At 43.6% G+C, this 23,049-nt stretch carries 21 protein-coding genes, 2 tRNA genes and 1 pseudogene; 22 read left to right on the forward strand and 2 right to left on the reverse strand.

The window, feature by feature from the left end:
* Positions 1-2: 2 nt before the first annotated feature.
* The 14 genes from thrS (at position 3) to FXV78_RS13670 (ending at position 14,915) form a co-directional block, all read left to right on the forward strand.
* Positions 3-1,931 (forward strand): threonine--tRNA ligase, encoded by a 1,929-nt coding sequence (thrS, locus tag FXV78_RS13610; RefSeq protein WP_004840847.1) that lies wholly within the window; start codon positions 3-5, stop codon positions 1,929-1,931.
* A 79-nt stretch (positions 1,932-2,010) separates the two neighbouring features.
* Positions 2,011-2,349, forward strand: coding sequence for a DUF1540 domain-containing protein (locus FXV78_RS13615; RefSeq protein WP_004840845.1), 339 nt, complete (start codon positions 2,011-2,013; stop codon positions 2,347-2,349).
* Positions 2,350-2,476: 127 nt separating this feature from the next.
* Complete coding sequence (locus FXV78_RS13620; RefSeq protein ID WP_004840843.1) at positions 2,477-3,829, forward strand: AI-2E family transporter; 1,353 nt, start codon at positions 2,477-2,479, stop codon at positions 3,827-3,829.
* Positions 3,830-3,832: 3 nt separating this feature from the next.
* The gene (metA, locus tag FXV78_RS13625; RefSeq protein WP_004840841.1) at positions 3,833-4,753 is read left to right on the forward strand and encodes a homoserine O-acetyltransferase MetA; all 921 of its coding nucleotides are present in this window, start codon (positions 3,833-3,835) and stop codon (positions 4,751-4,753) included.
* A 28-nt stretch (positions 4,754-4,781) separates the two neighbouring features.
* Positions 4,782-5,669, forward strand: a complete 888-nt coding sequence (locus tag FXV78_RS13630) for a serine hydrolase (protein WP_233447381.1) — start codon at positions 4,782-4,784, stop codon at positions 5,667-5,669.
* Positions 5,644-6,135, forward strand: coding sequence for a DUF1958 domain-containing protein (locus FXV78_RS18315; protein WP_233447382.1), 492 nt, complete (start codon positions 5,644-5,646; stop codon positions 6,133-6,135). The genes FXV78_RS13630 and FXV78_RS18315 overlap by 26 nt, the downstream gene beginning before the upstream one ends.
* 17 nt (positions 6,136-6,152) lie before the next feature.
* Positions 6,153-7,322, forward strand: coding sequence for an aminotransferase class I/II-fold pyridoxal phosphate-dependent enzyme (locus tag FXV78_RS13635; RefSeq protein WP_004840836.1), 1,170 nt, complete (start codon positions 6,153-6,155; stop codon positions 7,320-7,322).
* Positions 7,323-7,343: 21 nt separating this feature from the next.
* Positions 7,344-8,357 (forward strand): alpha-hydroxy-acid oxidizing protein, encoded by a 1,014-nt coding sequence (locus FXV78_RS13640; protein ID WP_004840834.1) that lies wholly within the window; start codon positions 7,344-7,346, stop codon positions 8,355-8,357.
* A gap of 145 nt (positions 8,358-8,502) precedes the next feature.
* Complete coding sequence (gene nrdD, locus FXV78_RS13645) at positions 8,503-10,623, forward strand: anaerobic ribonucleoside-triphosphate reductase (protein WP_004840833.1); 2,121 nt, start codon at positions 8,503-8,505, stop codon at positions 10,621-10,623.
* Between the two features lies 1 nt (position 10,624).
* Positions 10,625-11,116 carry an anaerobic ribonucleoside-triphosphate reductase activating protein gene (nrdG, locus tag FXV78_RS13650; RefSeq protein ID WP_004840832.1) on the forward strand — a complete coding sequence of 164 codons (492 nt, stop codon included), beginning with the start codon at positions 10,625-10,627 and terminating at the stop codon, positions 11,114-11,116.
* Positions 11,117-11,140: 24 nt separating this feature from the next.
* Positions 11,141-11,653 (forward strand): dCTP deaminase/dUTPase family protein, encoded by a 513-nt coding sequence (locus FXV78_RS13655; protein WP_004840830.1) that lies wholly within the window; start codon positions 11,141-11,143, stop codon positions 11,651-11,653.
* Between the two features lie 131 nt (positions 11,654-11,784).
* The gene (locus FXV78_RS13660) at positions 11,785-12,450 is read left to right on the forward strand and encodes a biosynthetic peptidoglycan transglycosylase (RefSeq protein ID WP_004840829.1); all 666 of its coding nucleotides are present in this window, start codon (positions 11,785-11,787) and stop codon (positions 12,448-12,450) included.
* 91 nt (positions 12,451-12,541) lie between these two features.
* Positions 12,542-13,909 (forward strand): spore germination protein, encoded by a 1,368-nt coding sequence (locus FXV78_RS13665; protein WP_004840826.1) that lies wholly within the window; start codon positions 12,542-12,544, stop codon positions 13,907-13,909.
* 142 nt (positions 13,910-14,051) lie between these two features.
* On the forward strand, positions 14,052-14,915 hold the full coding sequence (locus tag FXV78_RS13670; RefSeq protein WP_009243844.1) for a DegV family protein: 864 nt from the start codon (positions 14,052-14,054) through the stop codon (positions 14,913-14,915).
* A gap of 90 nt (positions 14,916-15,005) precedes the next feature.
* Here the strand turns inward: FXV78_RS13670 and FXV78_RS13675 are convergent, their stop codons facing one another.
* Positions 15,006-16,367, reverse strand: coding sequence for a sodium-dependent transporter (locus tag FXV78_RS13675; protein WP_004840823.1), 1,362 nt, complete (start codon positions 16,365-16,367; stop codon positions 15,006-15,008).
* Positions 16,368-16,775: 408 nt separating this feature from the next.
* Here FXV78_RS13675 and infC point away from each other — a divergent pair, with 408 nt between their 5' ends.
* The 5 genes and pseudogenes from infC to FXV78_RS13700 all read left to right on the forward strand — a co-directional run.
* Complete coding sequence (gene infC, locus FXV78_RS13680) at positions 16,776-17,270, forward strand: translation initiation factor IF-3 (RefSeq protein ID WP_004840822.1); 495 nt, start codon at positions 16,776-16,778, stop codon at positions 17,268-17,270.
* A gap of 57 nt (positions 17,271-17,327) precedes the next feature.
* On the forward strand, positions 17,328-17,525 hold the full coding sequence (gene rpmI, locus FXV78_RS13685) for a 50S ribosomal protein L35 (RefSeq protein WP_004840820.1): 198 nt from the start codon (positions 17,328-17,330) through the stop codon (positions 17,523-17,525).
* Positions 17,526-17,558: 33 nt separating this feature from the next.
* Positions 17,559-17,915, forward strand: a complete 357-nt coding sequence (gene rplT, locus FXV78_RS13690; RefSeq protein ID WP_004840818.1) for a 50S ribosomal protein L20 — start codon at positions 17,559-17,561, stop codon at positions 17,913-17,915.
* A 253-nt stretch (positions 17,916-18,168) separates the two neighbouring features.
* Positions 18,169-18,253, forward strand: a tRNA-Leu gene (locus FXV78_RS13695).
* A 111-nt stretch (positions 18,254-18,364) separates the two neighbouring features.
* Positions 18,365-19,012 (forward strand): annotated as a pseudogene (locus tag FXV78_RS13700) (AAA family ATPase); the annotation flags it as partial.
* A gap of 151 nt (positions 19,013-19,163) precedes the next feature.
* Here the strand turns inward: FXV78_RS13700 and FXV78_RS13705 are convergent.
* Positions 19,164-19,248: transfer RNA gene (locus tag FXV78_RS13705), tRNA-Leu, on the reverse strand.
* 169 nt (positions 19,249-19,417) lie between these two features.
* Here FXV78_RS13705 and FXV78_RS13710 point away from each other — a divergent pair.
* The 3 genes from FXV78_RS13710 to pap all read left to right on the forward strand — a co-directional run bounded on the left by FXV78_RS13710 (position 19,418) and on the right by pap (position 22,976).
* The gene (locus FXV78_RS13710; RefSeq protein WP_004840808.1) at positions 19,418-19,879 is read left to right on the forward strand and encodes a MarR family winged helix-turn-helix transcriptional regulator; all 462 of its coding nucleotides are present in this window, start codon (positions 19,418-19,420) and stop codon (positions 19,877-19,879) included.
* Positions 19,876-21,267 carry an MATE family efflux transporter gene (locus FXV78_RS13715; protein ID WP_004840806.1) on the forward strand — a complete coding sequence of 464 codons (1,392 nt, stop codon included), beginning with the start codon at positions 19,876-19,878 and terminating at the stop codon, positions 21,265-21,267. The genes FXV78_RS13710 and FXV78_RS13715 overlap by 4 nt, the downstream gene beginning before the upstream one ends.
* A 173-nt stretch (positions 21,268-21,440) precedes the next feature.
* The gene (gene pap, locus FXV78_RS13720) at positions 21,441-22,976 is read left to right on the forward strand and encodes a polyphosphate:AMP phosphotransferase (RefSeq protein ID WP_039959288.1); all 1,536 of its coding nucleotides are present in this window, start codon (positions 21,441-21,443) and stop codon (positions 22,974-22,976) included.
* The last annotated feature ends 73 nt before the right edge of the window (positions 22,977-23,049 follow it).

Genomic DNA, 23,049 nt, shown 5'->3' on the forward strand with positions numbered 1-23,049 from the left:
TTATGAAGATTATATTAAAAGACGGTTCCTTTAAGGAATATGAAAACAGCAAATCAGTGATTGAAATCGCAGCAGACATCAGCGAAGGACTTGCAAGAGTGGCGACAGCAGGAGAAATCGACGGAGAAGTGGTAGATTTGAGAACGGTGGTAGACAAAGACTGTGAACTCAATATCCTGACATTCAATGATGAAAAAGGAAAAGGTGCGTTCCGTCACACAGCCTCTCATATCATGGCACAGGCTGTGAAGAGATTATATCCGGAGACAAAACTGGCGATCGGACCATCTGTTGCAGACGGATTTTACTATGATGTAGACAGAGAGACACCGTTTACAGCAGATGATCTGGAAAAGATTGAGAAAGAGATGAAAAAGATCGTAAAAGAGAATCTCCCGATCGAGCAGTTTACAAAGCCTAGAAATGAAGCAATCGAATATTTCAAAGAAAAAGAAGAACCATATAAAGTAGAACTGATCGAAGACCTTCCGGAAGATGAGACAATCAGCTTCTATTCTCAGGGAGAGTTTACAGATTTGTGTGCAGGTCCTCACCTGATGAGTACAAAATATGTCAAAGCATTTAAGCTCACAAGCCTTGCAGGTGCATACTGGAGAGGAAGCGAGAAAAATAAAATGCTGCAGAGAATCTACGGAACTGCATTCCCGAAAAAAGCAGAGCTGGAAGAATATCTGAACATGTTGGAAGAAGCGAAAAAACGTGATCACAGAAAACTCGGAAAAGAACTGGGACTCTTTATGATGAGAGACGAAGGACCGGGATTCCCGTTCTTCCTTCCAAACGGAATGGTACTCAAAAACGTTCTTTTGGATTACTGGAGAGAGATTCACAGAAAAGCCGGATATGTGGAGATTTCAACTCCGGTTATGTTAAGCCGTCATCTCTGGGAGACATCGGGACACTGGGATCATTACAAAGAGAATATGTATACAACTGTGATCGATGAGGAAGACTTTGCAATCAAACCGATGAACTGTCCGGGAGGAATCCTGGCATATCAGGCGGAGCCGCGTTCCTACAGAGATCTTCCGATCCGTATGGGAGAGCTGGGACTGGTTCACCGTCATGAAAAATCAGGACAGCTTCATGGTCTGATGAGAGTGCGCTGCTTCACACAGGATGATGCGCATATCTTTATGACACCGGATCAGATCAAGGACGAGATCAAAGGCGTTGCAGGACTGATCAATGAAGTTTACAGTCTGTTTGGATTTAAATATCATGTAGAATTGTCCACACGTCCGGAAGACAGTATGGGAAGTGACGAAGATTGGGAAATGGCAACAGACGCACTTCGCGGTGCGCTGGATGATCTGGGACTTCCGTATGTAGTCAATGAAGGAGACGGAGCATTCTACGGACCGAAGATTGACTTCCATCTGGAAGATTCCATCGGAAGAACATGGCAGTGTGGAACAATCCAGCTTGACTTCCAGCTTCCACTTCGTTTTGAACTGGAATACACAGGAGCAGACGGAGAAAAACACAGACCAATCATGATCCATCGCGTTGTATTTGGTTCCATCGAGCGGTTTATCGGAATCCTGATCGAGCACTTTGCCGGAGCATTCCCGACATGGCTTGCACCGGTTCAGGTAAAAGTACTGCCGATCTCTGATAAATATCTGGAATATGGACAGAGTGTTCTGGATCAGTTGAATGCAGCCGGAATCCGTGCCGAGATCGACACACGTGCCGAGAAGATCGGATATAAGATCCGCGAAGCACAGATGAAGAAGATCCCGTACATGCTGGTTGTGGGAGCAAAAGAAGAGGAAGAGAAAAAGGTTTCTGTAAGAAGTCGATTTGCAGGAGATGAAGGACAGAAAGGTCTGGAAGAATTTATTGCTGCAATCATGGAAGAGACTGCAAAAAAAGAAATCCGTGAAGTGACAAAAGAAGAAAAATAAATTTTTTTGAAAATCCGGATAAAAGAATTGGAAATGGGCATGATGATACTGATTTTGTAAATAAAAAGGAGGTATTATCATGCCAGAATTAAAATGTACAGTACAGACATGTATGCACAATCAGGATTTCCTCTGCCGTCTGGATTCCATCCAGGTAGGTGGTTCTCAGGCAAAGGCTTCAAAGGAGACCTGCTGTGACAGCTTTGAGGAGCGAAAAACACAGGGGATGGAAAATTCCTATACGAACGCATATGGAAACCATGCGACAGCGCCTTCGGATCGTTGCGGAATCGATTGTAAAGCAACTGACTGCATGTACAATGAACAGTGTAAATGTGAAGCGGGAAAGGTCAGCGTGGAAGGTTCCTGTGCGTGTCATAAGGACGGCACAGAGTGCGCCACATTTCAGTGCAGATAAGAAGTGAAAGAGAAGAAGCGGTGCTTGGCTTTATGGCCGGGCATCGCTTTTTTGAAGGTTGACGGTCTTCCTGTTACAGGGGTATAATGGAAATACTTGCAAAACCAGAAAGGAATGAGATACATATATGAACAGAGAGGGAGAAAAACCTGAAAAAGAGGGGAAAAAGGAGAATGACTATTATACGTCGCAGCCTTCATTTGGAAGCAAAAAGACATCCAGATTCTGGCATCAGATCAGCAGGGACGTACGGATATTTGTGGTGATCGCAGCCTGCATCGTGTTTTATTTTGCATTATTGCGCATGACAAATATTTCGGAAGTTTTTGGGAAAATATACCAGGTGTTAAAGCCGATTATTTATGGTCTTGTCATTGCGTATTTGCTCAACCCGATTGTAAAGCTGGTGGATACGCATTTTGAACCCTGGATCAAGAGAAAATTTCCACGCATTAAGAATGCGGGCGGCATTTCCAGAGGGGCAGGAATTTTGCTTGCAATCGTTGTAATGTTTGCGTTAATCGTGGCGTTGTGCAATATGATGATACCGGAACTCTACCGCAGTATAAGAGATATGATCCTTACTGTGCCGAGCCAGCTGAATCGTTTTATCGGGAAGATGACAGAGGTGATGAGTACAGATCAATCGACTATTGGACAGATGGCAGAGGCAGTCCTCAAAGAAGCAAGTGATGCACTGCAGACATGGATGCGTACAGACCTTCTCAATCAGGTCAATGTACTGATGTCGAATCTGACAGTGGGAGTGATCAACGTTGTCAAGGAATTGTGCTATGTACTGATCGGAGTGATCGTATCTGTTTATGTGCTGTTCAGTAAGGAGAAGTTTGCAAGCCAGTGCAAGAAGCTTGTATATGCCATCATGCGTCCGTCAAGAGCGAATATGGTGCTTCATCTGACGATCAAGAGCAACGAGATCTTCGGCGGTTTTATTATCGGAAAGATCATTGATTCTGCGATCATCGGAGTATTGTGTTTTGTCGGACTTTCCATTTTGGATATGCCGTATACGATGCTTGTGAGCGTGATCGTAGGAGTAACCAATGTGATTCCGTTTTTCGGACCATATATCGGAGCAATTCCAAGCGCCGTCCTGATTTTGTTGTCAGATCCGAAGATGGGAATCTATTTTATTATTTTTGTATTTCTTCTGCAGCAGCTGGATGGGAATATCATCGGACCAAAGATTTTGGGGGATTCTACGGGATTGTCTGCATTCTGGGTGGTATTTTCGATTTTGTTTGGCGGAGGAATGTTTGGATTTGTGGGAATGATTTTGGGAGTTCCTACATTTGCAGTCATCTATTATATTGTAAAAATGCTGGTGAACCATCAGCTGGAAAATCATACGCTGCCTACAGATACCGGTGCGTACGACCAGTTCGGTTATGTAAATAATGAAGGCGAGTATGCAAGAGTTGATGAGGCGACAGAAAAGAAAGAAGAAAAAGGGGAATAAATTATGCCAATACGTGTACAGAACGACCTTCCGGTAAAAGAGATACTGGAGCATGAAAATATATTTGTAATGGACGAATACCGGGCAGCACATCAGGATATCCGTCCGATCAAGATCGGGCTTTTAAATCTGATGCCGTTAAAGGAGGATACAGAGCTGCAGATACTGCGGTCTCTCTCGAACACACCGCTTCAGGTGGATGTTGTATTTGTCCGTGTATCAGGACATGTATCGAAAAATACATCCACCAGTCATCTGCATAAGTTTTATCAGTCTTTTGAAGAGATCAAGGAGCAGAAGTTTGATGGATTTATCATTACAGGAGCTCCGGTGGAACAGATTCCGTTTGAAGATGTGGATTACTGGGATGAGTTGAAAGAGATCATGGAGTGGACGAAGACGCATGTGACTTCCACGCTGCATTTGTGCTGGGGTGCACAGGCGGGGATTTATTATCACTATGGGATTGATAAGACACAGCTTCCAGAGAAAATGTTCGGTGTATTTAAGCATCATGTGAGAAACAGAAGAATCCCGCTTGTGCGTGGATTTGATGATGCGTTTTATGCGCCTCATTCCCGGCATACGGAGATTCCGTTGGAACAGGTGGAGGCAGATGAGAGACTGACGATACTGGCAGATTCCAAAGAGGCGGGGCTTTTCCTCTGTATGGCAGAGGAAGGTCGTCAGATTTTTGTGATGGGACATCCGGAATATGACAGAATGACATTGGATGCGGAATATAAGAGGGATTTGAGCAAAGGTCTGGATATTCAGATGCCGGTGAATTATTATCCGGACAACGATCCGGATCAGAAACCGGAACTGATCTGGAGATCTCATGCAAATAACATTTATACGAACTGGCTGAATTATTATGTATATCAGACAACGCCGTATGATCTGGAGGGGACACCGTTTTAAGGAGGAATCAGAGAGAGGAACGAAGAGAATGAGAAAAAGAAATGTGAGGGGGATTTGTGCTTTTTTATGCACCATCCTTTTGGGATGTCTGATTCCGGCCGGGGAGGTACAGGCTCAGCGTGCGCTGGATGTGGCAAGAGAGAGGGGCTATCAGCTTGAGGAACGGTATCAGCCTGCAGGTTCGATCATTACGGAGATCAATACCGGACAAATTTTATGGCAGGAAAATGCACAGAAACAGTGGCCGCCGGCAAGTATGACAAAATTGATGACCATTCTTCTGGCATATGAGGAGATAAAAGCCGGGAATCTGGAACTTGAGAGTACGGCAGAGGTAAATGAAAGATATACAGATATTGCAGGCAGGTATGCGCTCAGCAACAATAAAATGCAGCCGGGAGCCAGTTATACGGTTGCAGAGTTGATGGATCTGATCATTGTGCCGTCTTCTGCGGCGGCAACGTATATGCTTGCGGATATGGTGGAGTCGGATCCGGACAGGTTTGTGGAGCGTATGAATCAAAAGGCACAGGAGCTTGGAATGGTCAATACGAAGTACTTCAACTGTGTGGGGGTTACTAACAATCTGCTGCAGCCGTATCATCCGGTGAGCCAGCCGCTTGATGGAGATAACATTACAACACCGGAAGATTATGCGATGCTGTGTACTTATCTGATAAAGACCTATCCGGATATTTTAAATCACACAAAGTATCCCCAGATCACCGTAAAAGAGGGGACACCGTATGAGGAGCATTTTACATCATATCAGATTTCACTGGAAGGGGCAAAGTATGGTCTAGAGGGCACAGACGGCTTGAAGACAGGTTCCAGCGATACAGCAGGGTTTAAACTATTCGTCCACTGCAAAACGGGGGGACACGCGTCTGGTGGAGATTGTGATGGGTGTGTCTGACTGGTCAGATCAGACTGGGGAAGAGCTCCGTCATCTGGTCGGAAACGCGATTATGGAGCAGGCATTTGAACGGTTTGAATATAAAAAAGTACTTTCCAAAGGGGTGCATACTATTGATGGAAAGAAAGTAGAGATTTCAAAAGATTTATGGGACTGTGTTCCAAAAGGGAAAGAAGCTCCGCTTACGATCAAGGACGGTAAAGTGCTGGTAGACTTGGAAAGAGAATATCTGCCGGGATTTCAGGCACCGGCAGTTTCGTGCAAACAGGTGGCGGCAGTGGAGAAGAACGAACAGAAGGGACTGCCGCTGTTCTTGAAGGTGCTGCTTGTACTCGCTGCAGTGTTTGTGATTCTTGTGGGAGCAAGAATCTCTTATGTGGCATATCGGAAAAAGCAGAGAAGGAAGCGCCGGGAAGCACAGAGAAGAAGACGTGCAAGAAGAATCAGAGAATTAGAGGAGAAGTAAGACAGGGAGGAAACAGGATGAGAGAGCTGCAGTTTTCAGCGATGGTAAATCAGTTTCAGCCGGGAATTTTTACCGCGCTGAATGACAAGAAGGAAGAGATGATTCAGGCAGGAAAACGGGTGTTCAATCTGTCAGTGGGAACACCGGATTTTGCACCGGCACCGCATGTGATGGAGGCACTTACAGAAGCGTGCAAAGATCCGGAGAACTATAAATATGCACTGGCAGATCTGCCGGAGCTTTTAGAGGCAGTCCAATACCGGTATGCGCATCGGTTTGGAGTGGAGATTCAGACAGATGAGATTATGTCAGTTTATGGATCTCAGGAGGGAATGGCGCATATCGGAATGGCATTGTGTGATCCCGGGGATACCATTCTGGTTCCGAATCCGGGATATCCGCTGTTTGAAATGAGCGGAATCATGGCAGGTGCGAATGTGGAATATTATGAAATCCGCGAGGAGAACGGATATCTGCCGGATCTGAAAAATATCCCGGGAGAGGTTTTGGAGAGAACCAAATATATGGTAGTCTCTTATCCGTTGAATCCGGTCTGTGTCTGTGCTCCGGATCATTTTTATGAAGAACTGATCGCATTTGCAAAGGAGCATCATATTGTGATCATCCATGACAATGCATATTCGGATATTATTTTTACAAGAGAACAGGGGCGGTCATTTTTATCTTTTGACGGTGCAAAAGAGGTAGGGGTAGAGTTTTATTCGTTGTCCAAGTCCTATAATCTTACGGGTGCCAGAATCTCATTTGTGGTGGGAAATAAAGCGATTGTAGAGAAGTTTAAAACGCTGCGTTCTCAGATCGATTACGGCATCTTTCTGCCGATTCAGAAGGCTGCGATCGCGGCGCTTACGGGGCCGGACGATTTCATCGAAAAGCAGAGGCAGGAGTATGCAAAAAGAAACTGTGCGCTGTGCGGCGGTCTGCGAAGGATCGGGTGGAATGTACCGGACAGTCAGGGGACAATGTTTGTGTGGGCAAAGATTCCGAAAGGCTATGCGTCGTCCTTTGATTTCTGTATGCAGCTTGTGGAGAAGACCGGACTTCTGGTAACGCCTGGAAGTGCGTTTGGAAGCGCGGGAGAAGGGTATATCAGAATGGCGCTGGTAGTTGATCTGCCCGTGATCGGGGAAATTCTTGAAGTGCTTGAGAAATCGGGGATGTTTTAGAAAAAAGAGGAGGAGACGAGTATGGACTATCAGAAAGTGATCGAACAGGCAAGGACATGTATCGGACCGTACTGTAAAGCGTGTGCAGTCTGTAACGGCAGAGCGTGCAAAAATACAATGCCGGGACCTGGAGCGAAAGGAATCGGAGATGTGGCGATCCGAAATTTTCAGAAATGGCAGGAGATCCGTATCAATATGGATACGATCTGTGAAAAGAAACCGGCTGATACGACAGTGACTCTGTTTGGAAAGGAGTTTTCCTACCCGTTTTTTGCAGGACCGGTAGGTGCTGTGAAGCTGCATTACGGGGAGAAATATACGGATCAGGAATATAATGAAATTTTACTGGCAGGATGTATGGAAGGAGGAATTGCGGCATTTACAGGTGACGGGTCAGATGCACGGGTAATGCAGGAAGCCACAGCGGCAGTCCAAAAACTGGGAGGTCTGGGAATCCCGACTGTAAAACCGTGGGATATGGATACGATTCGTGACAAAATGGAACTGGTCAAACGGTCAGGGGCTTTTGCTGTTGCAATGGATATTGATGCGGCCGGGCTTCCGTTTCTTCAGAATCTGAATCCGCCGGCGGGAAGCAAATCTGTGGAAGAGTTAAAAGAAATTGTGAAAATTGCTGAAATTCCATTTATTCTAAAAGGAATCATGACGGTCAGAGGGGCGAAAAAGGCTCTCGAGGCCGGTGCACAGGCGATTGTGGTGTCTAACCACGGAGGAAGAGTACTGGATCAATGTCCGTCTACAGCCGAAGTTCTTCCGGATATTGTGAAGGCAGTGGATGGCCGGATGAAGATTTTTGTGGACGGCGGGATCCGGACAGGAACGGATGTCTTTAAAGCACTGGCAATGGGCGCGGATGCGGCACTGATTGCCCGTCCGTTCGTGACCGCGGCATATGGTGCGGGAGTGCAGGGTGTGAGTGCATATACTGCAAAAACAGGTGGTGAATTAAGAGATACCATGGCAATGTGCGGTGCATTTGCTGTCAAGGAAATTACAGAGGAAATGCTCTGGTAAATGAGAGACTTTTTGTGAAAGTTTCCGTATTGACTCTGACTGCTCAAAGTGATAACATATTCGTTGCTGACACATGATATAGTTTATCCTGTGTGATAAAAACACTAAATATAGATAAAACAAAAGCGAAGGGAGCAGAAGTTGTATGATCAGAGTCATCAAGAAAGACGGGACAAAGGAAGATTTTAACGTGCAGAAAGTAGTTGTGGCTGTTAATAAATCTGCGTACCGTGCACTCATTAAATTCACAGATGAGGAGTTGGACTATATCTGTCGTTTCGTAGAAGAAAAGGTACAGACATTGGGAATTCAGGACGTCCCGATTGCAGAGATGCATAATGTGGTAGAGGGAGCCCTGGAAAAGGTAAATCCGGTGGTGGCAAAAAGTTATCGTGATTATCGTAATTACAAACAGGACTTTGTACAGATGCTGGATGAAGTATATAAAAAGAGCCAGTCCATCATGTATATCGGGGATAAAGAAAACAGCAACACGGACAGTGCGCTGGTATCAACAAAGAGAAGTCTGATCTTTAATGAGCTGAACAAAGAGCTTTATAAGAAATTCTTCCTGACAGTAGAAGAAATCCAGGCGATCCGTGAAGGGTATATTTACATTCACGATATGTCTGCGAGAAGAGATACGATGAACTGCTGCCTTTTTGATGTGAAAAATGTATTAAGCGGCGGATTTGAGATGGGGAATCTCTGGTATAATGAGCCGAAGACACTGGATACAGCATTTGATGTGATCGGGGATATCGTATTAAGTGCGGCCAGCCAGCAGTATGGTGGATTTACAGTGCCAAGTGTGGATGAGATCCTGGAACCATATGCAGAAAAATCTCACAAAAAACTGATTGAAAAATACAGAGCGTTGGGTCTGGATGAAGAAGCTGTACAAAAGATCGCATGGTCAGATCTGGAAAAAGAAATGGAACAGGGATTCCAGGGATGGGAATACAAGTTTAATTCGGTATCTTCCAGCCGCGGAGACTATCCGTTTATTACTGTGACAGCCGGAACACGGACAAGTATTTATGGAAAACTGGCAACGATCAAGATGCTGGAAGTGAGAAAGAACGGACAGGGAAAAGAAGGTCACAAAAAGCCGGTACTCTTTCCGAAGATCGTATTTTTGTACGATGAGAATCTGCATGGACCGGGAAAACCGCTGGAAGATGTGTTTGAAGCAGGGATTGAATGCTCCAGAAAGACCATGTATCCGGATTGGTTAAGCCTGACAGGAGATGGTTATGTTCCGAGCATTTACAAAAAATACGGCAAGATCATCAGCCCGATGGGATGTCGTGCATTTCTTTCTCCATGGTATGAGAGGGGCGGCATGAAGCCGGCAGATGAAAATGATACACCGGTATTTGTGGGAAGATTTAATATCGGTGCGATCAGCTTACATCTTCCGATGATCTATGCAAAGGCACAGCAGGAAGGAAAGCCGTTCTTTGAAGTGCTGGATTATTATCTGAATCTGATCCGCAAGCTGCATCAGAGAACGTATGATTATCTGGGTGAGATGAAAGCCTCTACGAACCCGCTGGCATATTGTGAAGGAGGATTCTACGGCGGAAACTTAGGATTATATGACAAGATCAAGCCGCTGTTAAAATCAGCGACAGCTTCCTTTGGAATTACAGCACTTAACGAACTGCAGCAGCTTCACAACAAAAAGTCCCTTGCAGAGGATGGGGCATTTGCGGTGGAGACACTGGAATACATCAACAAACGTGTGGAAGAATTTAAGAATGAAGACGGACATCTGTATGCGATTTACGGAACACCGGCAGAGAATCTCTGCGGAGTTCAGGTGCAGCAGTTCCGCAAAAAGTATGGAATCATTGAAAATGTATCGGACAGAGAATATGTCAGCAACAGTTTTCACTGTCATGTAACAGAAGAGATCACACCGATTGAAAAACAGGACCTGGAAGGACGTTTCTGGAACCTGAGCAACGGCGGAAAAATCCAGTATGTAAAATATCCGATCAGTTACAATGTGGATGCGATCAAATCTCTTGTGAGACGTGCTATGGCAAAAGGGTACTATGAGGGCGTCAATCTGTCGTTGTCTTATTGTGATGACTGCGGTCACGAAGAGCTGGATATGGATGTATGTCCGGAGTGCGGAAGTACCAATCTTACAAAAATAGAAAGAATGAACGGTTATCTCTCTTATTCCAGAGTCAAAGGCGACACTCGGCTCAATGACGCAAAGATGGCGGAGATTGCAGAAAGGAAGAGTATGTAACATGCAGTATCACAATATTACAAAAGATGATATGCTGAACGGAGACGGACTTCGGGTAGTATTGTGGGTGGCGGGATGCACTCACGGATGCAAGGAGTGTCAGAATCCTGTGACCTGGGATCCAAACGGCGGACTTTTGTTTGATGAACGCGCAAAAGAAGAGCTGTTTGAGCAGTTGGAAAAAAGTTATATCAGCGGAATCACATACAGCGGAGGAGATCCGTTGTATGTGGGGAACAGAGAGGCGATTACCGCACTTGCAAAAGAGATCCGTGAAAAGTTCCCGGAAAAGACACAGTGGCTGTACACCGGGTATGAGTGGAATCAGATTCAAAATGAGGCGATCATACCGTATCTGGATGTAGTTGTGGACGGCAGATTTGAAGTGGAACAAAAGGATACGAAGCTGCACTGGAAGGGCAGCGCGAATCAGAAAGTGATCGATGTGCAGGACAGTCTGAAAACAGGAAAAATTGTGCTGCATGATGCATAAAACCGAACAGAAAAGGAAGAGACAATGAAAAGAATTGCAAAATTTCACAAGGTAAGTCTGGAGCAGTTTAAAAAAGACTGGATTGATACGTTCGGACTGGATGAAGAAGCAAATATCGAAGAGATTTATGAAAATATCAAACTGCCAAGAAGAGCGACTGCAGGTTCTGCAGGGTATGATTTCTTTGCTCCGGTACGTTTGATCCTGGAGCCGGGAGAGACTTTGAAGATTCCCACCGGAATTCGCGTGGAGATGGATCCGGAGTGGGTGCTGAAGTGTTATCCGAGAAGCGGACTGGGATTCAAATACCGTCTGCAGCTGAATAATACAGTAGGCATCATTGACAGTGATTATTTTTATTCAGATAATGAAGGGCATATGTTCTCCAAGATTACAAATGATACCAATGAAGAGAAAACCATTGATATCGCGCAGGGAGAAGGTTTTATGCAGGGGATTTTTGTGGAATATGGAATCACGGTGGACGATGATGTGACAGATGTAAGAAATGGTGGTTTTGGAAGCACCACAAAATAGAAAGAACAAAACCTTACAGGATTGTAAGTAAATTTAAGAAAAATGTAAGAAAATATTATGGAAGAATACAGTTGAATTCTATATACTGGACGTAGAAACTAAGAGTTACTTCAGAAAAAGGATGGTACAGTATGAAATGGATCAAGAGACTGTGTTCTTTCATTTTTTTATGTTTGTTTTTGGTTGTTGCATTTATGCTCTGGCGAGGGTATGGAGACTGTCAGGATGCATTAAAGAAAATGAGTGTACAACAAATGGGTGCACAGATACAGGCAAAAGAGGATTACACGACACTGGATCAGCTGCCAAAGGATTATATCGATGCAGTACTGGCGGTAGAGGATAAGCGGTTTTATAAGCATCCGGGGATCGATCCGCTTGCGATATGCAGGGCATTGTACAATGATATCCGTGCAGGATCATATGTAGAAGGCGGAAGTACGATCACGCAGCAGCTTGCGAAAAATCAGTTTTTTACACAGGATAAAAAGATCAGTCGGAAAGTGGCAGAGATGTTTATGGCATTTGAGATTGAAAAAGTCTATGATAAGGATACGATATTGGAGCTGTATTTAAATTCCATTTATTTCGGAAACGGTTATAACTCTGTGGCGGAAGCCTGCCGTGGATATTTCGGGAAGGAACCAATGGAAATGAATTTTGATGAATGTACAATGCTGGCCGGGATTCCGAATGCACCGAGTGCATACAATCCGCTGGTAAATCCGGATCTGGCGTATCAAAGGCAGCAGCAGGTGATCCGAAAGATGGAAAAAGCAGGGTTTTTGAATAAATAGAAAAGAATCGGGAAATCTAACCATAGAAGCAAACCGGAATTGCACGAGACTGTGTTTTGTGGCAGTCCGGGAAGGGAAGGACAGACATTCTATGGTAATTAAGAATACAAAAAAGATCAGTGACTCATTTATGGAAAATATTTCCTATATGGATCGGACATTGCCTGTGGGAAAAAGTTTTGATCTGATAAAACGGACAATCGAGATTGGTGAAAGAAAAGCAGTTCTTTATTTTATTGACGGTTTTGTAAAAGATGAAGCCATGCTCAAGCTGATGGATTCTTTTATGGGCGTGACAAAGGAGGCAATGCCAAAAGAGGCAGAAATGTTTTCTCAGAGGCATGTACCATATATTGAGGTTGATGTGCTGAAAGATTTTGATCAGGTGCTGCGGAACGTGTTATCCGGAGTGACCTGTCTGTTTATAGAAGGATATGCCGCCTGTATTGCGATTGACACAAGGACATATCCGGCCAGAAGTGTGGAAGAACCGGACAAAGATAAATCGCTTCGAGGCTCCAGAGATGGATTTGTGGAGACAATCGTATTTAATACAGCGCTGATGCGGCGGCGTATCCGGGATGAACATCTGATTATGGAGATGACGGAAGCCGGGCAGACTTCCCGCACGGATATCGTGATCTGTTATATGTCAGACCGAGTTGACAAGGAACTTCTTGCCAATGTAAAATCAAGGATCGAAAGCCTGCATATCGACGATCTGAAGATGAACCAGCAGACGCTTGCGGAGGCAATGTTCAAGAGAAAATGGTTCAATCCGTTTCCGAAATTTAAGTTTACAGAGAGACCGGATACCGCGGTGGCGTGTCTTCTGGAAGGCAAAGTAATCATTTTAGTAGATAATTCCCCTTCTGCTATGATTCTTCCGACTTCGATTCTGGATATGATTGAGGAAGCAAATGATTATTATTTTCCAACAGTGACAGGGATGTATTTGAAGGTTTCCAGAGCAATCATCACGATTCTGACGGTGTTTATGACACCGGTATATCTGTTATTCATGATGAACCCGTCCTGGATCCCGAGCATGTTTGAATTTACTGCCGTCCGTGATGTGATCAACGTCCCGCTTGTGCTGCAGTTTTTGATTCTGGAGCTTTGTATTGACGGATTGCGTCTTGCTGCGCTGAACACACCGAGTATGCTCAGTACACCACTCAGTGTGATCGCAGGTCTGGTGCTCGGAGAGTTTGCGGTGCAGTCCGGATGGTTCAACTCGGAAGTGATGCTGTATATGGCATTTGTAGCGGTGGCAAACTATACGCAGCCGAACTTTGAGATGGGATATGCATTGAAATTTATGCGTCTGATCCTCCTGGTTCTGACTGCAGTTCTGGATTGGATCGGATTTTTACTTGGATGTTTATTCATCCTGTGCTTTTTGATATTTAACAAGACTCTGTCTGGAAGAAATTATTTGAATATTAAGTTGAATTAGAAAACAGGCCGGGGATTGCGGCAAAATGCTGCATTGTCCGGTCTGTTCTGTTAAAAAGCAGAAAAGGAATGAAAAAAATTTTGCGAAATGCAAAAAAAAATGATATGATTAAGAAAATCAGACAACAGGAGGGATGAAGGAAATGCGGGACTATATTATTACAGTGAACAGTACAGTGGATATGCCGAAGGAATGGCTGGCGGAACGGGGCGTTCCGGTGATTCCTCTGAAGTATACAATGGAAGGAAAAACCTATACAGATATGGAAGGCCTGACACCAAAAGAGTTCTTTGGCAAACTCAGAGAAGGAAAGATGTCTGTGACGTCCCAGGTGAATCCGGAAGAGGCGAAAGAGATGTTAGAGCCGTTTGTGAAAGAAGGAAAGGATGTACTGCATCTGAGTTTTTCTTCGGGGCTGAGCGGAACTGCCAATAGTATGAGGATGGCGGCAGAAGAACTCTCAGAAGAATACCCGGAAAGAAAGATCCTTGCAGTGGATACGCTTTGCGCCTGCATGGGAGAAGGACTTCTTTTACATAAAGCGCTGCAGTTAAAAGCAGCCGGGAAGACAATGGAAGAGGTTGCACAGTGGGTGGAAGAAAATAAACTTCATATCTGTCATAATGTAACGGTGGATGATCTCCATCATCTGCACCGTGGAGGAAGGATCTCCAAAGCAACGGCAGTGCTTGGCAGCATGGTGCAGATCAAGCCGATCATTCATGTAGATAACGAAGGCAGGCTTCAGGTGATCGGGAAAGAACGAGGACGTAAGAAGTCTCTGAATAAGATTGTCGATATGGCAGCAGAACAGGCAAAAGGCTGGGAAAATGATCTGGTATTGATTACCCACGGTGATTGTATCGAAGAGGCAGAATATGTGGCAGGACGAGTTCGTGAAAAACTGGGTGTAGATCATATTCTGATCAATAATATCGGAACTGTGATCGGAAGCCATACCGGACCGGGAGTTGTGGCTGTATTCTGTATGGGTGAGAAAAGATAGAACAAAAAGAAAGTAAATAGAGAAACGGTAAAAAAGAGTTGTCAAGAAACAGCGAAAATCCCGCGGATGCAATAATCCGCGGGATTTTTATTACATGGTGATAATACCAAACGCATTCAGAATAGAACTGATCAAAATCGCGATCAGGAAGATTGGAGCAATCCATTTGATCATGACTGTGAACATTTTTTTGCTTTTGAATGCGCCGTTATCAGAAGCTTCTACTTCATCAATGATGGCCTGCGGCTTGATCACGAATCCTACGAAGACGCAAGTCAGTACGGCAACGATCGGCATCAGCACACTGTTACTGATGAAGTCCATAGCATCCAGAATGGACATTCCCAGAGGCTTGATAAAGTCAAGTGCTCCAAATCCGAGGGAAGTCGGAATTCCAATCAGCAGTGAATAAACAGCGACCAGGATGCAGGTAAACCTTCTTGACCATTTGAATTTATCCATAAAAATGGAAACGATAGTCTCCATCAAAGAGATGGAAGAGGTCACTGCGGCAAAAAATACAAGGATAAAGAACACGGTTCCAAGTACGGTTCCAAGAGGCATGCTTGCAAATACCTTCGGGAGAGTGATGAACATCAGTCCGGCGCCTGCATTCAAGGCAGATTCATCTCCGCCTGAGAAGATAAATACAGATGGAACGATCATCAATCCTGCAAAAAAGGCAAATCCGGTATCGAAAATCTCAATCTGTCGTACAGAGCTTTCCAGATTTGTAGATTTCGGCATATAGGATCCATAAGTAATCATGATTCCCATAGCAAGTGACATGGAATAAAAAAGCTGTCCCATTGCTGCCAGAACGGTCATGACTGAGAAGTTTGACATATTCGGAAGCAGATAGTATTTTAATCCGTCCATGGCACCGTCCATGGTCAGGACATAAATTGCAATCCCAACAGTCAGAACAGCAAGAATGGGCATCATCACTTTGCTGACTTTCTCAATTCCCTTTTCCACACCGAAGAGCACGACAAGTGCTGTCAGAGCAATGAACAGTGAGAACCAGAGAATCGGGGATGCTGTGCTTGCAGTGAATTCGGAAAAATAAGAATCACCGGATACAGTGGCAGCACCTTCTGTGATAAAAGCATAAAAGTATTTTAAAACCCATCCTCCGATTACTGAATAATAAGGAAGGATGATGATTGGAACGATTGCGGCAAGGATGCCTAAAAAGCCAAATCGTTTATCCAGTTTTTGGAAAGCGCCGATGGCACTCAAACCGGTCTTGCGTCCGATGGCGATCTCTGCTACCATTAGTGTAAATCCGAATGTGACCGCTAATATGATGTAGCAGATCAAAAAAGAACCTCCGCCATATTTTGCTGCCAGATACGGGAATCGCCAGATATTCCCAAGCCCTACGGCTGATCCGGCAGCGGCAAGAATAAAACCGATCTTGCCGGAAAAATTACTTCTGTTTGTTTTCATATAGAAACCTCCTCAACTCTTTCACTTTAGCCAGAACACTAAAAATAGATTGCGCTCTGTTATTAAGTGGTATTATGCCATGGATAGTGAAAAAAAACAAGTTAAATTAGTGAATTAAAGTGAAAAAGCAGTAAAGTTTTTAAAATAGAGAAAAGATGTTGACAGAAGCAGGAAAGTATGGTAAATTATATTTTGCGCAAAGCGAAAAACAAAGTAGAGTATCCACTCTCACCATAGCACAAGTGAGTGACTATTGGTCTGATATTGTTACATGCAGAAAGTTTCCTGTATAGGCTCTGTTATGTAGTGAGATTGGGTGGATATGAGATTCACTCTTTTTTTATGCTTGTGCGAAGGGAAACCTAAGGGAAATTCATTTGACGGAGGTATACGACCATTAGCGATTTAATGATTAACGAGCAGATCAGAGACAGAGAAGTCCGTCTGATTGGCGAGGATGGGGAACAGTTAGGAATTATGTCATCCAGAGAGGCAATGAAACTTGCCGCTGAAGCAAATCTGGATCTTGTAAAGATTGCGCCGACTGCGAAGCCGCCGGTATGCAAGATTATCGATTACGGTAAATACAAGTACGAACAGACAAGAAAAGAAAAAGAAGCTAAGAAAAAGCAGAAAACTGTAGAAGTAAAAGAAGTGCGTTTATCACCGAATATTGATACAAACGACCTGAATACAAAGGTGAACAATGCGAAGAAGTTCATCGGAAAAGGAAATAAAGTAAAGGTTACCTTGCGTTTCCGCGGAAGAGAAATGGCACACGTACAGTCAAGCAAGCACATTCTGGATGATTTTGCGGCATTGCTTGAAGATGTGGCAGTTGTTGAAAAACCGGCAAAAATGGAAGGACGCAGCATGAGCATGGTTTTAACTGAAAAACGTTAAAATAAAAAAATACGGACATATGTCCAGCAGGGCAGTACATTAAAGGAGGAATTTATCATGCCAAAAATTAAAACAAATAGAGCGGCAGCAAAACGCTTCAAAAAAACAGGTACAGGAAAACTGAAAAGAAATAAAGCTTACAAGAGCCATATCTTAACAAAGAAGTCTACAAAGAGAAAGAGAAATCTCAGACAGGCTACAATTACTGATGCTACAAATGTAAAGAACATGAAGAAAGTTTTACCATATCTGTAAGATTTGTAAAAGTAATAAGAGGAGGATTAAGAAATGGCAAGAATTAAAGGCGGAATGAACGCTAAGAAGAAACATAATAGAACATTGAAGTTAGCAAAAGGATACAGAGGAGCACGTTCTAAACAGTACAGAGTTGCAAAACAGTCTGTAATGAGAGCTCTCACATCTGCTTACGCAGGAAGAAAAGAGCGCAAACGTCAGATGAGACAGCTTTGGATTGCACGTATCAATGCAGCTGCAAGAATGAATGGATTATCTTACAGCAAATTTATGCACGGACTGAAAGTTGCAGGCGTAGATATGAACAGAAAAATGCTTGCTGAGCTTGCAGTAAGTGATAAAGAAGGATTTGCAACATTAGCAGAGCTTGCAAAATCTAAACTTGCTTAATAGAAAGACAAAAAAGATGAGAGATCGATGGAAAAAGTCGATCTCTTTTTTGTTCGAAGAAGAAAGTGACACTGTCAGATGAGAAATTGCAAAGAGGAATTGCGCAGTTTCTAAAAGTCTGATTATAATGAAAAAGAGAAATAATATAAATTATTCAAAAAATTAGAAAAATTTAAAAAATCAGTTGACATTTTTGCGTATCAGTAGTATTATACTAAATGTAGCGTGTGGTGAACAAAACAGGCTATGGTAAGCGGAAGTGTCGGAACTGGCAGACGAGCAAGACTAAGGATCTTGTGATCAATGCGATCGTGTGGGTTCAAGTCCCATCTTCCGCATAATGAGAGAAGCATTTACAGGAAACTGTAAGTGCTTTTGTTTTATGGGATTAGGATATCTAAGGTTACTGGTAGGAGAATTACAAAGGTATTGACGGCTGGAAACTACCTTTTGCCATAGAAGGAGAGAAGAGTATCTTTGATGGGTTGGAAATTTCAAAAGATACAAAGCTTTGTGAAGCGTATATGGGGAAATATCCGGTTATTTCAATTTCCCTTAAAGGAATCAATGCTGCTGCTTATGAGGATGCATTTGATTTTGCAGTTCAGATTATGCAAAGAACAGCGGAAGAATTCCAGTTTCTATCAGATAGTGAATACCTGAGCGAACATGATAAATCTGTATATAGAGAACTTTTGGACAGTAATATGAGCGAAACTGTATTTTGCGGTGGACTGAAAATATTGTCAAAATTATTAGAGAAGCATTATAGATTAAAAGTAATTCTTTTAATTGATGAATATGATGTTCCATTAGCAAAGGCATTTGAAAATGGGTATTATGAGCAAATGATATTTCAAGACTATGTAAATGTGTTTCCGGAAAACTATTGGATCAACACCAGCAGTAATGATGCCGTCAAGAAATTTATTCAAATGTCCGACAATCTTAAAACCAAGCGTGAGATTGAAACTCTGCTTGCCGGCGGGGAAATCATAAAAGAGATTCATCAGGAGCTGATCTATCCGGAAATGTATCAGTCTTTAGAGAACGTCTGGAGTCTTTTATTTATGACGGGATATTTAACGCAGCGTGGAAGTGGAAGGGTTGATGCAAAGCCGTAGCGTTACCTGGAGTATAGAAAAACTCCTATGTTATAATTTGTTGAAACTATTAAAAACAAAGAACATGAAAATTATAAACAAAAAAGGTATGATTCCGAACATGGAATCATACCTTTTTATAATATGCGGAAGATGGGACTTGAACCCACACAAGCGCAATGCTTACAAGATCCTTAGTCTTGCTCGTCTGCCAGTTCCGACACTTCCGCTCATTGCGATGAAAAACTTACGTGAAGCACATCACTTTTAGTATAATACTATAGAGTTTTTAAAATGTCAACTATAAATTTGAAAAAAGTGTGTGATATAAAATTGACAATTCTGTGAAACGTGATATACTAATAGAAAGTTTACAAGTAAACAAATGGAGGTGGAAAAATGAGCGCAGAGATGACAGTGGAAGGTATGATTTCTGTGTTTATGAAGATCAGGAAAGTGTATGCAGATGAGTTTGGGAGAATGTTGGGAAATGAGACATATTCTCCGAATGAAATATCAATTTTGCTGTTTTTGGCAAATAATCCTTCAATCGATACGAACAGTCAGTTATGTACATGTCTCGGCGTTTCCAAGGCGCTTGTATGCAGAAGTGTAGATGCGCTGCTGGGGAAGGAGATGATCATCAGTGTGGCAGATGACCATGATAAGAGAGTGCAGCATCTAAAGCTGACAGAACATGCACTTCCTGTGATCGAACAGCTTGGAGGAATCAAGCGGAAGATCGATCAGGAGATCCTTGAGGGGATTCCCGAAGAGGATATTGCAAATATGGCCAATACAATGGAGAAGATTTTTGCGCGATTTGAAGAACGGGCAAAAGGGAAGGAGTCATCATTATGAAACTGAAAATGTCAAAAGAGGTGGATCTGGGGAAGGAGCCGATCGGACACTTGTTATTCGTACTGGCAGTGCCTTCTATTATCTCACAGGTGGTCAATGCACTTTATAATATGGTGGACAGGATGTATATCGGACATATTCCGGGAGAGGGTGCGGCAGCACTTACCGGACTTGGTGTATGTTTTCCGGTTATTATGATCGTCTCTGCATTTGCGGCACTGATGGGAATGGGAGGCGCACCAAGAGCCAGTATTCTGATGGGAAAAAAGGATAATGAGGGTGCAGAGAAGATACTGGGAAACTGTTTTTCTGCACTGGTGATTACCGCTGTTGTTTTGACAGCTCTGGTGCTTGTATTTAAGCGTCCTTTACTGATGATGTTTGGCGCCAGTGAGAATACCATCGGATATGCAGAAAGCTATCTGAATATCTATGCGGTAGGAACAATCTTTGTACAGCTCACGCTGGGACTGAATGCTTTTATCGCAGCACAGGGATTTTCCAAGATCAGCATGATGACTGTGGTGATCGGAGCGGTGACGAATATTGTTCTGGATCCGATCTTTATTTTTGGATTTGATATGGGAGTACAGGGAGCCGCGCTGGCAACAGTTCTCTCACAGGCGATCAGCGCAGTCTGGGCGATCCGTTTCCTGTCTGGAAAAGATACGGTCCTGAGACTGAAAAAAGAGAATTTTAAGATCAAAAAAGAGATCATGCTGCCTTGTATCGGCCTGGGAGCAGCGCCGTTTATCATGCAGTCTACAGAGAGTATCCTGGTATTGTGTTTTAATTCTTCGTTATTAAAATACGGCGGGGACCTGGCGGTAGGTGCGATGACGATCCTGTCCAGTGTGATGCAGTTTGCGATGCTGCCGCTGCAGGGACTGACGCAGGGAGGACAGCCGATCATCAGTTATAACTTCGGAGCGAATAATGCAGAACGTGTGAGAAAAGGCTTCCGCTTTCTGCTGATTTCTGCGGTAGTTTATGCGGCAGGTATCTGGGCAGTTTCGGAGTTTGCTCCTGGCGTGTTTGTGACAATTTTTACAAATGACCCGCAGCTGGCAGAGTTTGCAAAATGGGCGATGCGTATCTACATGGCGGCAGTGGTACTGATGGGAGCGCAGATCGCCTGCCAGCAGACATTTATTGCATTTGGAAATTCTAAAATTTCTGCATTTCTGGCAATGTTCAGAAAGATTATTGTTCTGATCCCGCTGATCTATATTCTTCCGGTATTTCTGGAGGATCATGTACAGGCAGTATTTCTGGCAGAGCCGATCGCGGATGTGATCGCAGTGGTGACAACGCTGCTCTTGTTCAGAAAGAATTTTAAAAAAGTACTTTCAGAGATGAAACAGAAATCAGAAACGCAAGATGTCTGATTTTTGAGCAAAATCAGCATGGAGGGTGATCGTCAGCCGTTACGAAAAGAAAAACCACATGGATTTTATGAAATACAGTGTATTTCACAGAAGTCCGTGCGGTTTTTTCTGGTTTCAGGATAAAAAAGAAACAGATGGGAAAACTAAGACAGAAAGGATCGGGAGGGCAAATCATGTTAGAAAAAGTAGATTTGACAATGAAGATGGAAAAAAGTGAATACAAGGCAAAAATGACTGCTTTGAAGCTGCAGATGGGAAAACTTCAGAGACAGTGTAAGGAAATGGGGCTTCCGATCATGATTGTATTTGAAGGATTTGATGCCGCAGGAAAAGGAATGCAGATCGGAAAACTGATTCAGAGTCTGGATCCGAGGGGATTTGAAGTATTTACGGTGAAAGAGGAGACAAAAGAGGAAGCGATGCACCCTTTTTTGTGGCGGTTTTGGACGAAGACACCGCAAAGAGGCCGGATGGCAGTATATGATGGAAGCTGGTATATTAAGGTGCTCAGTGACCGGTTTGAAAAGAAAATGCGAGAATCGGAAATAGAAAACTGCTATCGCTCGATCTGTTCCTTTGAAAAACAGATCACGGAGGACGGGACACTTCTGATTAAATTGTTTTTGGATATCGATCAAAAGGAACAGAAAAAACGGTTTGATAAACTCATGGAGTCTAAAGATACGGCGTGGCGTGTGACAAAGGCAGATCTGAAGAAAAATGAAAAGTATGATCAGTATCAGGAAATGATAGAAGAAATGCTGCAGAGGACAGATACGGAATATGCCCCCTGGACGATTGTGGAGGCTACAGACAGACGCTATGCAACAGTCAAAATCTACACCGTGATCACGCAGATGCTGACAGCAGGGATTGACAACAGGCGCAGGGAGATTGCAAGGGAGACGGCGGCAGAGGTGATCCGGGAAGTGGAAAAAGAGGCGTCTGAGAATAGAAGTCTGATAGATGGAGCAACAAAAGGGTTTCAGGAATCTGTGCTGGCAAAAGTGGACTTAAGTTTGTGTTGTGACAGGAAAACGTATCGGAAAAAGCTCAAAGAATATCAGAAAAAGATCGAGAAGCTGCATGGAGAGCTGTATCAGAAGCGCATTCCGGTGGTAATCGGGTTTGAAGGCTGGGATGCTGCCGGAAAAGGAGGAGCGATCAAGCGGCTGACAGAAAAGATGGATGCCAGGGGATATGTGGTGAATCCTACAGCGGCGCCGAATGATCTGGAGAAAGCACATCATTATCTCTGGAGATTCTGGAAAAACATGCCAAAGGACGGGCATATCGCAATTTTTGACAGAACCTGGTACGGCAGGGTGATGGTAGAGCGGATAGAAGGGTTTTGTACGCAGGAAGAGTGGAAACGGGCGTATAAGGAGATCAATGATATGGAAAAGGATCTCGCGGACGCAGGGGCTGTAGTTTTGAAATTCTGGATGCAGATTGACAAAAAAGAGCAGGAAAAGCGATTCAGACAGCGGCAGGAAAATCCGGAAAAGCAGTGGAAGATCACAGAAGAAGACTGGAGAAACCGTGAAAAATGGGAGCAGTATGAGGAGGCGGTCAATGAGATGCTGATCCGGACTTCCACAGAATATGCTCCATGGATCGTGGTAGAGGGAAATGATAAATATTACGCCAGATTAAAAGTGCTTGAGACGGTGATCGATGCACTGGAAAAAAGAATTTCAAAAAAATAAAGGAAAAGAGATGTGACCGCAGAATATAATAAGTGTAGGGGATTTTAAATGCTCAAAAATGAAAGAGAAGTAA

Origin of the sequence: Mediterraneibacter gnavus ATCC 29149 (genome assembly GCF_008121495.1) — a bacterium.
GTDB lineage: Bacteria > Bacillota > Clostridia > Lachnospirales > Lachnospiraceae > Mediterraneibacter > Mediterraneibacter gnavus.